The sequence below is a fragment of the Actinomadura sp. KC216 genome, from assembly GCF_004348535.1.
In the GTDB taxonomy this organism is placed as follows: Bacteria; Actinomycetota; Actinomycetes; order Streptosporangiales; family Streptosporangiaceae; genus Spirillospora.
In genome coordinates, this window is sequence record NZ_SMJX01000090.1 from 1 (window position 1) to 13702 (window position 13702).

A 13702-nucleotide genomic window follows, 5' to 3' on the forward strand; every position below is an offset into this window, starting at 1 on the left:
GACGGGCCCGGTGAGCGCGGCGACGGGCCCGTCGGGCGCGGCGGGCCTCGGGGCGGGCAGGGGGTTCGCCGCGGCGGGGGCTCCCAGCGCCGCGATCCCGAGCGTGAGTGCGGCGGCGGCCGTCGCGGCCGCGGCCCTGGTTCCAGCGTCGTTCAGCACCCCGGCTTTCTATCGGAGGGACGCCGTGAGCAGCGCGAACTCCGATATCGCGCGATTCCTGACCGAAGGGGACGTGTCGCGCCGAACGGCGTCGCGAAACGAAGCGTGGCGTGCCCGCCGGCGCGAGACCGGGGGCACGCCACGGTTCGGCGTGCTGCGCGTTCAAGCGCTGCGTATCAGCGGGTCACGGGCGTCCGACCGGGAGGTCCTTGCCCGCGGTGGGACCGGCGGCCTTGGTCCGCATCGCCGTGGGGTCAGGGTCGTTCAGCTCCGGGACGGCCTTGCAGTAGGCGTCCGGGCCGCGGCGGCTCCCCGGCAGCGCACCCGTGTCGAGGTACGCGGCGACCTTGTCGTCGAGGCATGCGTTGCCGTTGAGGGTGTTGGAGTGGGTCTTGCCGCCGAGCTCGAACACCAGGCGCGAGGACGGGAAGACCTTGTGCATCTCCAGCCCGCCCTCGACCGGCGTCGCGCCGTCCTGCGTGGACTGGACGAGCAGCATCCCCGGCAGGCGCTTGTCGCCCTTCAGCCTGAGCTCAGGCCCGCCGTTGAACGGCCAGAACGCGATCGGGGCGTTGAACCAGACGTTGCTCCACGTGTTGAACCGGTAGCCCTGCTTGTGGAGCTTGACCGCGTCGTTGTGCCACTTGTTCCAGCTGCGCGGCCACTTGGCGTCGGCGGCCTGGACGGCGTTGTAGACGGCGAAGCCGTTGTCGTCGCCGCCCGGGCTGAGCCAGTCGAGCAGGCCCGAGGGGTCGTCGTCGTTGACCCACATGGACAGGATCTGCGCGAACGGGATGTAGTAGCCCGTGTTGTAGCCGGCGGACAGGACGATGTCGTCCAGCTCGGACGGGCCGATCTTGCCGCCGATCGGGGCCTTCTTCGCCGCGGCGCGGACCTCGTAGTACTTGGCCTCGACGTCCTTCCCGGTCTTGCCGAGGTGGAAGACCGAGTCCCACTTGGCTGTCCAGGCCCACCAGGACTTCATGTTCCGCTCGAACGCCTTGTCCTGTTCGAGCTGGGCGTCGTACCAGACGGTCTTCGGGTTGACGTTGCCGTCCATCACGAAGCGGTCCACGCGGCTCGGGAACAGCGTGGCGTAGGTGGCGCCGAGGTAGGTGCCGTAGGAGAAGCCGTACCAGTTGATCTTCTTCTGGCCGAGCGCGGCGCGGATCGCGTCGACGTCGCGCGCGGCGTCGGTGGTGCGCATGTGCGGCAGCAGCCAGCCGAACTTCTTCGCGCAGTCCTGCGCGTACTTCTTCGACTTGGCGATCCAGACCTGCTCCTCCTTCCACGAGCCGGGGACGTAGTCCGGGCGGATCGGGTCGGAGTAGTGCGGGTCACAGGTCAGCGCGGGCTTGCTGGACCCGACGCCGCGGGGGTCGAAGCCGATGATGTCGTACTTGGCGGCGACGTCGGCGTGCCCGGTGCCGCCGATCCACCTGGCGAGCGCGGGCGCGTACGCCAGCCCGGAGCCGCCGGGACCGCCCGGGTTCACGAACAGGACGCCCCGGTAGTTCTTCTCGTCGGTGTGCTTGAAGCGCGACACCGCGATGGAGATCTTGCGGCCGTACGGCCGGTCGTGGTCGAGGGGGACCTCGAGCTGGGCGCACTGCGCCCTGTTCATCGGGTCGTCCGGGCCGCTGACCTCGCACTTCCCCCAGTCGATGCTGCCGGTGGCCGCGACCGTGGCGGCGCTCGGCCGCCCGGTGTCGGCGGCCACGGAGACGGCGGCGCCGGTGCCGCCGACCGCCACGGCCGCGGCGGCCGTGACGAGAAGAATCCTTTTCACCTGACCCCCTCAGATCGGCGGCTCCGGGAGCCCGGACGCGGGCCGAGGGGGCCGGACGCGGGTGGGGGGAGCCACGCCGATGCATAGCGGATGCGAACTGCGTGGAGATTCTGACGGGTATGTCGGTTATGGCGGCAGAGCCCCGTCCGAGTGGATGCGGAATCGTGACAAGATCAGCGGAACTTCGTGATATTGCGGACCGTTCGCCCCGCCCGTTCGCCGCCCGTCCACCCAGCGTGCGAGGGCCCCGGGGGGTCGCTCCCCCGGGGCCCGCACCAACAGCCGGCCGTCAGGCTCACCGGCCGTCTGCGCTGACTCAGGTGTCTCAGCGGATGATGTCCGCCTTCAGGCGCGCGGCCGTCAGGGACCCGTCGGCGAACGTCTTGGCGGACGCCTGCGCCGGCGGGGTCGGGTCGCCCAGCTGCGGGACGTGGACCGTCCGCTCCTTCGGACGCTCTCCCCGCAGGAAGTACGCGTCGAAGTAGGCGTCCACCTCGGCGGAGCCGCGGTGGACGATGCAGTGCGTGCGGTCGCCGTCCTGCACGACCAGGCGCGAGCCCTTGAGCCGGCGCTGCATGTCCAGCGAGCCCGCGTACGGGGTGGCCGCGTCGTGGGTCGACTGGAACATCAGGATGTTGTCCGGCAGGTCGCGGGTGCGGCCGATGTCGACCGGCTCACCGGCCTTCGCGCCCCAGAACAGGCACGGCGCGTTGAACCAGGCGTTGCCCCACGTCTCGAACGGGTGCTTGCGGTGGATCCGGTCGTTGTCGCGCTGCCACTTCTTCCAGCTCAGCGGCCACTGCACGTCGGTGCACTGCACGGCGAGGTAGACGGCGTTGCCGTTGTCCGGGACGCCGCCGCTGGTCGGCCCGCCGAAGGTCAGCGCGAACGTCGCGGTGTCGCCCGCCTTGTAGGCCGCCAGCCCGGCCGCGTAGCCGTGCCAGACGGCCTGGCTGCGCCGGTACGCGGTGTTCAGCATGCCGTCGGTCAGCTCGTCCGGCCCGACGGCGAGGGTCTGGCCGCTGTCGGGGTCGGTGTAGCGGACCGGATGCTTCTTCAGCTTGGCGCGCAGGTCGTAGAAGAAGTCGCGCACCTCGCGCTGCTTCTTGCCCAGCTTGTACGTCGAGTCGTACTTGGCGATCCAGCCGAGGTAGTACTCGAAGTTCTTGTCGAACTGGACGTCCTGGTTGAGGTTGGCGTCGTACCAGACGTCGGAGGGGCCGACGTTGCCGTCCAGCACCATCTTGTCGACGTTCTTCGGGTACACGGTCGCGTACGCGGAGCCGAGGTAGGTGCCGTAGGAGGCGCCGTACCAGTCGAGCTTGTCATTGCCCAGCGCGCGGCGGATCGACTCCACGTCGTGGACCGAGTCGATGGTCTTGATGTGGTTCAGCAGGCCGATCTTGTCGTTCTTCGCGCAGCTCTCGGCGTAGGCCTTGGTGAGCTTCAGCCACGTGCGGACGGACTCGCGGTCGCCGGTGCCGTAGTCGGGGCGCGGGGCGTGGCCGTAGTTCGGGTCGCAGGTGAGGGCGGGGACGCTCATGCCGACGCCGCGCGGGTCGAACCCGATCACGTTGTAGGCCTCGCGCATCGGGGCGGAGTTCTGCGCGAACACGCGCGGGCCGAACAGCGCGCCGCCGCCGCCGGGACCGCCCGGGTTGACGACGATGTCGCCCTTGGCCGGGCCCTTGCCGGTGTGCGGCGTCCTGGTCAGCTGCAGCGTGATCTTCTTGCCGTACGGCTTGGCGTAGTCCAGCGGGACCGACAGCTCGGCGCACTGCACGATCTTGGAGACCGGGTAGATGACGTCGTAGAGGTCGTGCACCGTCTTGACGAAGTCCGCCGGGCAGGCGTGCCAGTCGAGCGAGGCGGGGTTGTAGCCTCCGGCCGATCCGGCGGAGGGGCTCGCGGCCTGCGCGCTCGTGGCGCCCAGGCCGGTGAGACCGAGGCCGGCCACGGCGGCCACGACAACGATCCTCTTCACAAATCCCCCTAACATGCCGACTCCGGTTGAGTCGGACAAACGGGTAAATGAGTGAAGATTGTGGCGTCCCGGACGGCGGCCGGACAGGCCCCATCACGAGTGGATGCGGAATCGTGACAAGATCAACGGAACTTCGTGATCAGCAAGAACGTTCCCGATCCGGACCGTCACCGAGACCTCACGCAGAACGGCCAGGGCCCCGGGTTTCCACCCGGGGCCCTGGCCGTTCGCTTCGTCCGGTTCGTGTCAGGTGACGACGACGTCGGCGCCGGGGCCCGACACCGATCCGTCCTCGCCGATCTCGATGCCCATCTCGTCGGCGATGCGCATCGCCTCCTCGATCAGCGTCTCCACGATCTGCGACTCCGGGACGGTCTTGACGACCTCGCCCTTGACGAAGATCTGCCCCTTGCCGTTGCCGGACGCGACGCCGAGATCGGCCTCGCGCGCCTCGCCCGGACCGTTCACCACGCAGCCCATCACCGCGACGCGCAGCGGGACGGGGAAGTCCTTCAGCCCGGCCGTGACCTGCTCGGCGAGCGTGTACACGTCGACCTGCGCCCGCCCGCACGACGGGCACGACACGATCTCCAGGCCGCGCTTGCGCAGCCCCAGCGACTCCAGGATCGCCTGGCCGACCTTGACCTCCTCGACCGGAGGCGCCGACAGCGACACCCGGATCGTGTCGCCGATCCCCTCCGCGAGCAGCGCCCCGAACGCCACCGCCGACTTGATCGTGCCCTGGAAGGCCGGGCCCGCCTCGGTCACGCCGAGGTGCAGCGGGTAGTCGCAGGCGGCGGCGAGCCGCCGGTACGCGTCGATCATCACGACCGGGTCGTTGTGCTTGACCGAGATCTTGATGTCGCGGAAGCCGTGCTCCTCGAACAGCGAGCACTCCCACAGCGCCGACTCGACCAGCGCCTCCGGGGTGGCCTTGCCGTGCTTCTCCAGCAGGCGCTTGTCGAGCGACCCGGCGTTCACCCCGATCCGGATCGGGACGCCCGCGTCGGCCGCCGCGCGGGCGATCTCGCCGACCTTGTCGTCGAACTTCTTGATGTTGCCGGGGTTCACCCGGACGGCGGCGCAGCCCGCGTCGATCGCGGCGAACACGTACTTGGGCTGGAAGTGGATGTCGGCGATGACGGGGATCGGCGACTTCTTCGCGATCGCGGGCAGCGCGTTGGCGTCGTCCTGCGACGGCACCGCCACCCGGACGATCTGGCACCCGGCCGCGGTCAGCTCGGCGATCTGCTGCAGCGTCGCGTTCACGTCGGCGGTGAGGGTGGTGGTCATCGACTGAACCGAGATCGGGGCGTCGCCCCCGACGGGAACGCTCCCGACCATGATCTGCCGGGACGCGCGGCGCGGCGTGCTCAGCCCCGGCGGCGGCCCGCCGTCCTCGCCTCGGACGCCCGGCATTCCCAGTGAAACGCTCATCCCTCTCCTCTGACTCGCGGCCCCGATACAAAGCCTAAGTGCCCGGGGCGGCGGAGGGGACGCCGCCCGGCATCCACAGGTGTGACCGTTCAACTACTCTAGGTAAACATTTTGTGTCATTCCGGTAGCTTCAGCGGATTGAACACGTCTGCGAGGATCAGCAGCACCCCGAGCCCCACGAGCACCAGCACGGCGAAGTAGGTCAGCGGCAGCAGCCGGGTCATGTCGACCGTGCCCGGATCCGGCCGCCCGCGCCTCCGGTTGACGGCCGCGCGGGCCCGCTCGTAGCCGACCACCGCGAGGTGCCCGCCGTCCAGCGGGAGCAGCGGCAGGACGTTCAGCGCCCCGAGGAAGATGTTCACCGACACGACCAGCGACAGGAACAGCGCGATCTTGTCGCGGGTCGAGTTGGTGTCCGAGGCGAAGATCTGGCCGGACACGTCCGTCGCGCCGACCACGCTGCCGACCTGGCCGCCGGGCGAGCTCTCCCGCTCGGGCGAGAACAGCCTCGGGACGGCGGACGGCAGGTCCACGGCGACCTCGCCGATGCCCGCCACGGTCCGGCCGAGCGCGCGCCCGGCGAACGCCGTCGCGCCGATCGGGCCCGCCCGGTCGTAGCCGCCGCCGACGACCTTCGCGGACATGCCGACGAACGGCTGCCCGTCCACGTCCGCGAGCCTGACCGGCAGCGTCACGGGCTGCGGGGCGCCCGGCCGCTGCACGACCAGCCGGACCGTCTGGCCGGGCTTGGCCTTGTCGATGGCCTTGGTGAGCTCGTCCCAGTCCGCGACGGGCGTGCCGTCGAACGAGACGACCCGGTCGCCCGCGCGCAGCCCCGCCGCCGCGGCGGGCGAGCGCGGACGGCCGTCCTCGCACGCGGCCCGCGGCCCGGCGGGCACGCACGGCGTCACCTCGTCGACCGTGCTGGTCACGGTGCCGGACTGGGGGACGCCGACCGTCATCGCCATCACCATGAGCAGCAGGAACGCGAACACGAAGTTCACGACGACGCCGGACACGATCACGATCGCGCGGCGCCCGGCGGGCTGCCGGTAGAACGCGCGCGGGCGGTCCGCCGGGTCGATCTCCTCCAGCGGCGTGTACCCGACGATCTTGACGAAGCCGCCGAGCGGGATCGCCTTCACGCCGTACTCCGTCTCGCCCCGGCGCGTCGACCACAGGGTCGGCCCGAAACCCACGAAGTACTGCGTGGCCTTCATCCCGAACCGCTTGGCGGGGAGCAGGTGGCCGCCCTCGTGGAGCATCACCGACAGCAGCAGCGCGACGACGAACGCCACCGCGCCGAGCAGGAAGGCCATCGGGTCTCCTCGGGCTCGTCCGGAGGCGGGCGAGGCGGGGCCTCCGGGGTCTCAGTCGGTTCCGGTCAGTTCCCGGGTCCTGATCCGCGCCCATCCGTCGGCCGCGAGGACGCCGTCCAGCGTCAGCTCCCCGGCCGTGCCCGGGGCCTCCCCTTCCTCGGTCGCGTGCTCGTCCACGACCCGCGCGATCGTGTCGACGATCCCGAGGAACGGGAGGCGTCCCGCGCGGAACGCGTCCACACATTCCTCGTTCGCGGCGTTGTAAACGGCGGGGAACGTTCCGCCCAGCTCACCGGCCCGGCGGGCGAGGGCCACGGCCGGGAAGGCGTCGCCGTCGAGCGGGAACAGCTCCCAGGTATGCGCCTTCGTCCAGTCGAGGCCGGGCGCGGCGTCCGGGACGCGGTCGGGCCAGTCCATGCCGAGCGCGATCGGCAGCCGCATGTCGGGCGGGCTGGCCTGCGCCAGCGTGGAGCCGTCGGTGAACTCCACCATCGAGTGGATCACCGACTGCGGGTGCACCATGACCTCGATCCGGTCCATCGGGACGTCGAACAGCAGGTGCGCCTCGATGACCTCCAGGCCCTTGTTGACGAGCGTCGCGGAGTTGATGGTGACGACGGGCCCCATGTCCCAGGTCGGGTGGTTCAGGGCCTCCTCGGGGGTGACGCCGGTCAGCTCGGCGCGGCTCCGGCCGCGGAACGGGCCGCCGCTCGCGGTCAGCACGAGCCGCCGCACCTCCCCCGCTGTGCCGCCGCGCAGGCACTGGGCGAGCGCCGAGTGCTCGGAGTCGACGGGGACGATCTGCCCCGGGCGTGCCCGCCCCTTGACGAGCGGGCCGCCGACGATGAGCGACTCCTTGTTGGCCAGCGCGAGCGTCCGCCCGGCGTCCAGCGCGGCGAGCGTGGAGGCGAGGCCGAGCGCGCCGGTCACCCCGTTCAGCACCACGTCGCACGGCCACGCCGCGGTCTCCGCGACGGCGTCCGGACCCGCGACGATCTTGGGGATGGGGTAGTCGCCGGAGGCGTACCCGCGCCGTTTGGCCTCGGCGTAGAAGGCGAGCTGAAGCTCCTGCGCGGCGGACGCCTTGGCGACCGCGACGACCTCGGGCCGGAACTCCAGCGCCTGCTCGGCCAGCAGCCCGACCCGCCCGCCGCCGGCGGCGAGCCCCGCCACCCGGAACCTGCCGGGGTTGCGGCGGACGACGTCCAGCGCCTGCGTGCCGATCGAACCGGTGGAGCCGAGCACGACCAGCTCGCGGGCGGGCGCGTCGGGGTTTGACGGAGACATCACCCGACCATTGTCGGCCATCGCGGCCCGGCCGCACGCGCCGTCTCCGGCACGGCGGCGCCGACCCGCATAGGCCCTGGCCAGAGCCCCCGCCGGGCGACACCTGAGGCTTTGCCGCCCTTTTCACCTGCGCCAAGGGTGACAACACCCTTCCCGGCCTATAAAGGGGGTACGTGACGTCGACTCCCGCCAAGGGGATGGGGACATGGGCCAGACGGACGAGCCGACCGTGGACCCGGGCGGGCTGACCACAGCCCAGCGCCTGGGAGACGCGTGCGTCGTCTGCCGCAAGAAGTGGCCTCGGCCGCGCGTCCGCGTCGGCCGCCTGCCGGATTCGACCGGGGTGTTCGCGTGCGACGACTGCGCACCCGCCCCGCCGGTACCCCGCGCACGGCGGGGCTCGCGGGAGTCGCGCACGCATGCCGGACGGCCGGCCGGAGAGCGGCCGCCGGCGATGACGACGGCCCCTTCCGCATGACGGCGCCGTCGTCGAGGAGGTCTCTCCAGGGAGAAGGGTGACCCGGACGTTCGGGGGGAAGTCCGGGACCACCCCACAGGCGCGCCCGGCTGGGGGCGGCCGGGCGCGCCGGAGAGACCTTTCCGGCCCGCCCCTGCCCTAACTCTGACCGGCTAGAGCTTCGTGGACGTGATCCACGTCTTCGTCCACTCGGCGTAGTCGGTGCAGCCGTCCTTCTCCGACTCCGACTTCCCGGGCTTCTCCCACCTGCCGCACGCCTTCGACGGGGCGTGCGCGAACGCGATGTCGTCGAGGTAGTCGCGGTCGCCGACGTGGTAGGCGGCGCAGAAGCCCGGCTTGAGGCGGTCGCCCGAGCAGGCCTGCGGGTTGGCGGGCGCGACCCCGGTCCACTCGGCCACCTGCTGCTGGACGTCCGGCGACGCGGTCCACTGCAGCCACTGGTACATGCAGTTCGGGTGCTGCACCCGCGCGCCGATCATCCAGGCGTCCATCCAGCCGGTCACGCCCTCGGACGGGATGACGCCCTGGACGGGCCTGGAGGCGCGGTTCAGGACGTCCACCTGGTAGGGCCACGCCTGGCCCAGGACGGCCCGCCCGCCGGCGAACGCGCTGACGGCCTCGGCGGGCCGCTCCCAGTACCGCTCGACGTGCGGGCGCTGCGCGACGAGGACGCGCCCGGCGGCGGCGAGCTGCTTCGGCGTCAGCGAGTACGGGTCGCGGATCTTCAGCTTGCGCTGCTTGCCCTTGAGGTAGAGCGCGGCCTCGGCGATCGCCAGCGGGCTGTCGCGCATGACGATCTTCCCGGAGTTCCGGCGGGCCTGGCCGGGGTCGAACAGCGCGGCCCAGCTCCCCGGCTGCGGGACGGCCCTGGTGTCGTACATGAGGAGGTTCACGCCCCACACGTACGGGATGCCGTAGTACTTGCCGTCCCGCTTGAGCTGCCCGCGCAGCTTCGGCTCCAGCTTCTTGTAGCCGTCGACGAGGTCGGTGTTGATGGGCGCGACCTGGTTCTCGGCGACGAGCCGCCCGGCGACCTCGGGCGGCGCGGCGACGCCGTCGTAGCGGCGGTCGGGGTCGCGCATGAGGTCGGCCATCTCCTCCGGCGACTTGGCGACCTTCAGGCCGACCTTGCAGCCGGTCCGCTCCTGGAAGGGGGTGACCCAGTCGACGCGCGGGTCGGTGCTGCCGCTCTCGGTGGCGCCGGGCAGCGTGAGGAGGTTCAGCATGCCCTCGCCGGGCCCGAGGGTGCTCGCCACCTGGGCGACGCCGACCGGCTCCTCGTCGTCGTCACCGCCGGCGGACGCGCCGAGGCCGGCGGCGGCCAGCGCGAGCGCGGCGACCACGGCCGCGCCCACCTTCACCCGCCTCGTGGCCCTCACCCGCATGTGTCGCTCCCCGAATCCGTGCCCGGGACCCCCGCCTCCCGGCCTCGCGCGCGGGGGATCTCCCGTCGGCGCAGCGTAGCGTCTCCGGGAGCGCGGGGACGGCCTGCCCCGTCCGCAAGGGCGCTTCGCGCTCCGTTCCGGATCCGCCGGAACCGCCATTCCCGTCCGCCCCGGCGACCGCGCACGAGTTCATCGCCGGTGTCCGGCGCCTCCCCCTCCGAATTGCGGTGGAACGGTCGATGACCGCCGAAGACGGCGATCCGCGCCTTTCTCGTCACGTCGCCGAACGGTAAGCAGATGCTGTCCTATTAGGCCGCCTCCGGCGCGCGATTCCACCACCGATTACGGCCAGAAAGTTTCAGTCCGATAAGTTTCGGACCGGTTGTTAATGGAGAAACGCTGCGACCCCGGGGGGCGGCGGGTGCTGGCGTCCGCGCCATACACGGAGGTTGCTGGAGAGGGATATGGCGCGGACTGCCGCCCTTCCCGGGGCCGCGGCGGCACCGGCGGGCGTGGCGAGGTTGGGGAACAGCGGATCACCTTGCAGTGCTGCCTGGCCACGCGGTCGCCGGAACCCGGCCGGACGGCGACGGTGTGACGCCTTCGAGACGGAGGAGATTCGAAGGACGCCGCACGTCGGGCCGGGGGTCGCGGCGGAACGGCCGGGACCGGCCGTGCCGGGTCGCGGGTCGTTTCGGTGCGGTGCGCTCGACCACCTCGATCCGTGCGATCAGCCGTTGCGGGGTATCGGCCTCCAGGAAGTCGCCGACGTCGCGGTCCTTCGGCGGCAGCGCCCACCAGTGGCCCGTGAAGGGGCCGAACCAAATGGTCCAGCCCGGAAATCGCCTGCCGAGCGCGTCCACCTCTGCTGCGTGGTCGGCTGCGGCCATAGCGCGACTCTCCTGCACACTGACTTTTTAATTCGTCTCCATTATTTGAGACAGTCAGATTGTGTCCCCCGACACACAGGCCGTCAATGGATGTTGGCATTATTCGTCCGCCGCGGCGAGACGAAAAGAACCGACGAGAACTGATCGCGCGAGCGGGTTTAACCGCTGGTCGGGAAGCCCAAGTTCACCCCTCCGTGACTGGGGTCCAACCAGCGTGAGGTGACCGCCTTCGTGCGGGTATAGAAGTGGACGCCCTCCATCCCGTGCGCGTGACTGTCACCGAACAGTGAGTCCTTCCAGCCGCCGAAGGAGTAGTAAGCCATCGGCACGGGGATCGGCACATTGACGCCGACCATGCCGACCTCGACCTCGTTCTGGAACCGGCGCGCCGCGCCGCCGTCGTTGGTGAAGATCGCGGTGCCGTTGCCGTACGGGTTGGCCGAGATCAGCTCCATGGCCTCCTCGTAGGAGCCGGACCGCACCACCGACAGCACGGGGCCGAATATCTCGTCCCTGTAGGCGTCCATCTCCGGGGTGACGTGGTCGAGGACGGTCGGGCCGAGCCAGAACCCGTCCCCGGCGCCGCCGAGCACCTCGGGGGCGCGGCCGTCGACGGCGAGCGTGGCGCCCTGCGCGACGCCGCTGTCCAGGTACGACGCGACCTTGTCGCGGTGCGCCCGGGTCACCAGCGGGCCCATCTCGGACTCGGGGTTGTCACCGGGGCCGACCTTGAGCTTGGCGACCCGCTCCTTGATCTTGGCCATCAGCTCGTCCCCGACCGGGTCGACGGCGACGACCACGGAGATCGCCATGCACCGCTCCCCCGCCGAGCCGAACCCCGCGGACACGGCCGCGTCGGCGGCGAGGTCCAGGTCGGCGTCCGGCAGCACCAGCATGTGGTTCTTCGCGCCGCCGAGCGCCTGCACCCGCTTGCCGTTCGCCGCCGCCGTCGAGTAGATGTAGCGGGCGATCGGGGTGGAGCCGACGAAGCTGACCGCCTTGACGTCCGGGTGGTGCAGCAGCCCGTCCACCGCGGCCTTGTCGCCGTGGACGACGTTGAACACGCCGTCCGGCAGGCCCGCCTCGGCCCACAGCTCGGCGAGCCGGACCGACGCCGACGGGTCCTTCTCCGACGGCTTGAGGACGAACGTGTTCCCGCACGCGATCGCTACCGGGAACATCCACATCGGCACCATCGCCGGGAAGTTGAACGGCGTGATCCCGGCCGCGACGCCGACCGGCTGCAGGATCGAGTACGCGTCGATCCGGGTCGACACGTTCTCCGAGAACCCGCCCTTGAGCAGGTGCGGGATGCCGCAGGCGAACTCCACGACGTCCAGGCCGCGGGCCACCTCACCGGCCGCGTCCGAGACGACCTTGCCGTGCTCGGACGAGATCAGCCGCGCCAGCTCCCCGCGGTGCTCGTTCACCAGCTCGCGGAACTTGAACAGGACGCCCGTCCGCTTCGACAGCGAGGCGTCCCGCCAGCCGGGGAACGCGGCCTTCGCGGCGGCCACGGCCGCGTCGACCTCGGGCTGCGCGGCGAAGTCGACCGTCCCGGCGAGGCGCCCCGAGGCGGGCTCGTAGATGTCGCCGCGCCGCTCGGCCTCCCCGGCGAACGGCTTCCCGCCGATCCAGTGCGTGACGTGCTTGCTCGCGTGGCTCATCGGGTGGCTTCCTCGTTCACTGCTTCAAGCGAAGCGATCAGGATGCCGAGACCTTCGGCGGCCTCGGCGTCGGTCAGGGTCATCGGCGGGGCCATGCGCACGACGTTGCCGTACAGGCCGCCCTTGCCGATCAGCAGCCCCCGCTCGCGGGCCGCCTCCATCACCGCCGCGGCCAGCGGCGGGCTCGGCTCGCCGGTGCCGGGGTCGGCCAGCTCGACCGCGAACATCAGGCCCTTGCCGCGGACGTCCCTGACGATCGGCAGCCGGTCCGCGGCCGACGCGAGCCCGCCGATGATCGTCGCGCCCTGCTTGGCGGCGTTGGCCTGGAGGTCGTGGTCCAGGACGTAGTCGAGGGTCGCGTTCGCGGCGGCCATCGAGATCGGGTTGCCGCCGAACGTGGAGATCCCGACGGCGTGCAGGCCGTCCATCAGGTCGCCGCGCGCCACGACGCCGCCGACCGCGAACCCGTTCCCGAGGCCCTTGGCGAAGGTCATCATGTCCGGGACGACGCCGTGGTTGCCCATGCCCCAGAAGCTCTGGCCCGTCCGTCCCCAGCCGGTCTGGACCTCGTCGGAGATGAGCAGGATGCCGTGCTCGTCCAGGACGCTCTTGTACGCGGCGAACAGGCCGTCCGGCGGCATCGTGAACCCGCCGACGCCCTGGATCGGCTCGGCGATCAGCGCGGCGACGTCGCCGCTGGTCGCGGTGGCGAGGACGTGCCGCAGGTCCTGCACGCACGCGTCGGTGTACTGCTCGTCCGTCATGCCCGCGAACTGCGGGAGCTGCCGGTCGGCGCCGTGCAGGAAGTGGACGTCCAGCGGCGAGAACGACACGTTCGTCCAGGCCCGGTTGCCGGTGACGCCCGTCGCGGCGAACGACCGGCCGTGGTAGCTCTGCCGCATCGCGAGGACCTGCGGGCTGCGCCGCGCGTACGCGGCGAGCAGCAGCGCCGTCTCGTTGGCCTCCGTCCCGGAGTTGGTGAAGAACACCTTCGCGTCCGGGATGCCCGACAGCCGGGCGATCTTCTCGGCCAGCTCGACCTGCCCCCGCAGGAGGTACGCGGTGGACGTGTGGACGACGCCCGTCGCGAGCTGCCGCTCCACCGCGTCCCTCACCTCGGGCACGTCGTACCCGAGCATGTTCGTGAGGATCCCGGTGAAGAAGTCGAGGTAGCCCTTCCCCTCGGCGTCGGTCACGCGGTTGCCCTTGCCGCCGACGATCTCGATGGGGTCCTGGTAGTTGAGCGCGACCCAGGACGGCATGACCGCCCGGTGGCGCTTGAGCAGATTCGCGTGTTCCGACATGCT

10 protein-coding genes are annotated in these 13702 nt (G+C 71.2%); 1 reads left to right on the plus strand and 9 read right to left on the minus strand.

Annotated elements, in window-relative coordinates:
• Positions 1-343: 343 nt before the first annotated feature.
• From E1264_RS17600 to dxr, 5 genes are all read right to left on the minus strand, one after another.
• Complete coding sequence (locus E1264_RS17600) at positions 344-1948, minus strand: alpha/beta hydrolase (RefSeq protein ID WP_243710993.1); 1605 nt, start codon at positions 1946-1948, stop codon at positions 344-346.
• 325 nt (positions 1949-2273) lie between these two features.
• Positions 2274-3932, minus strand: coding sequence for an alpha/beta hydrolase (locus E1264_RS17605; protein ID WP_207935983.1), 1659 nt, complete (start codon positions 3930-3932; stop codon positions 2274-2276).
• Positions 3933-4178: 246 nt separating this feature from the next.
• On the minus strand, positions 4179-5351 hold the full coding sequence (ispG, locus tag E1264_RS17610; protein WP_207935986.1) for a flavodoxin-dependent (E)-4-hydroxy-3-methylbut-2-enyl-diphosphate synthase: 1173 nt from the start codon (positions 5349-5351) through the stop codon (positions 4179-4181).
• Positions 5352-5485: 134 nt separating this feature from the next.
• Positions 5486-6688, minus strand: a complete 1203-nt coding sequence (locus E1264_RS17615; protein ID WP_132174777.1) for a site-2 protease family protein — start codon at positions 6686-6688, stop codon at positions 5486-5488.
• Between the two features lie 51 nt (positions 6689-6739).
• Positions 6740-7975, minus strand: coding sequence for a 1-deoxy-D-xylulose-5-phosphate reductoisomerase (dxr, locus tag E1264_RS17620; RefSeq protein WP_132174809.1), 1236 nt, complete (start codon positions 7973-7975; stop codon positions 6740-6742).
• A 205-nt stretch (positions 7976-8180) separates the two neighbouring features.
• Between dxr and E1264_RS45350 the strand changes: the two genes are divergently transcribed.
• Entirely contained in the window at positions 8181-8453 is a 273-nt protein-coding gene (locus E1264_RS45350; protein WP_132174779.1) for a hypothetical protein, read from the plus strand.
• 152 nt (positions 8454-8605) lie between these two features.
• Here E1264_RS45350 and E1264_RS17630 read toward each other — a convergent pair whose 3' ends face one another.
• The 4 genes from E1264_RS17630 to E1264_RS17645 all read right to left on the minus strand — a co-directional run bounded on the left by E1264_RS17630 (position 8606) and on the right by E1264_RS17645 (position 13699).
• Positions 8606-9838 (minus strand): ABC transporter substrate-binding protein, encoded by a 1233-nt coding sequence (locus tag E1264_RS17630; RefSeq protein WP_132174781.1) that lies wholly within the window; start codon positions 9836-9838, stop codon positions 8606-8608.
• Between the two features lie 536 nt (positions 9839-10374).
• On the minus strand, positions 10375-10728 hold the full coding sequence (locus tag E1264_RS17635; protein WP_132174783.1) for a hypothetical protein: 354 nt from the start codon (positions 10726-10728) through the stop codon (positions 10375-10377).
• A gap of 158 nt (positions 10729-10886) precedes the next feature.
• Complete coding sequence (locus E1264_RS17640) at positions 10887-12395, minus strand: CoA-acylating methylmalonate-semialdehyde dehydrogenase (protein WP_132174785.1); 1509 nt, start codon at positions 12393-12395, stop codon at positions 10887-10889.
• A complete protein-coding gene (locus E1264_RS17645; RefSeq protein ID WP_132174787.1) occupies positions 12392-13699 on the minus strand; it encodes an aspartate aminotransferase family protein in 1308 nt (435 codons plus the stop codon). The genes E1264_RS17640 and E1264_RS17645 overlap by 4 nt, the downstream gene beginning before the upstream one ends.
• Positions 13700-13702: the final 3 nt, after the last annotated feature.

What these genes read in the sequence shown, in the direction of transcription:
- E1264_RS17615 (WP_132174777.1), bottom strand. Translation starts at nt 6,688, where the DNA reads ATGGCCTTCCTGCTCGGCGCGGTGGCGTTCGTCGTCGCGCTGCTGCTG.
- ispG (WP_207935986.1), bottom strand. Translation starts at nt 5,351, where the DNA reads ATGCCGGGCGTCCGAGGCGAGGACGGCGGGCCGCCGCCGGGGCTGAGC.
- dxr (WP_132174809.1), bottom strand. Translation starts at nt 7,975, where the DNA reads ATGTCTCCGTCAAACCCCGACGCGCCCGCCCGCGAGCTGGTCGTGCTC.
- E1264_RS17640 (WP_132174785.1), bottom strand. Translation starts at nt 12,395, where the DNA reads ATGAGCCACGCGAGCAAGCACGTCACGCACTGGATCGGCGGGAAGCCG.
- E1264_RS17635 (WP_132174783.1), bottom strand. Translation starts at nt 10,728, where the DNA reads ATGGCCGCAGCCGACCACGCAGCAGAGGTGGACGCGCTCGGCAGGCGA.
- E1264_RS45350 (WP_132174779.1), top strand. Translation starts at nt 8,181, where the DNA reads ATGGGCCAGACGGACGAGCCGACCGTGGACCCGGGCGGGCTGACCACA.
- E1264_RS17645 (WP_132174787.1), bottom strand. Translation starts at nt 13,699, where the DNA reads ATGTCGGAACACGCGAATCTGCTCAAGCGCCACCGGGCGGTCATGCCG.
- E1264_RS17630 (WP_132174781.1), bottom strand. Translation starts at nt 9,838, where the DNA reads ATGCGGGTGAGGGCCACGAGGCGGGTGAAGGTGGGCGCGGCCGTGGTC.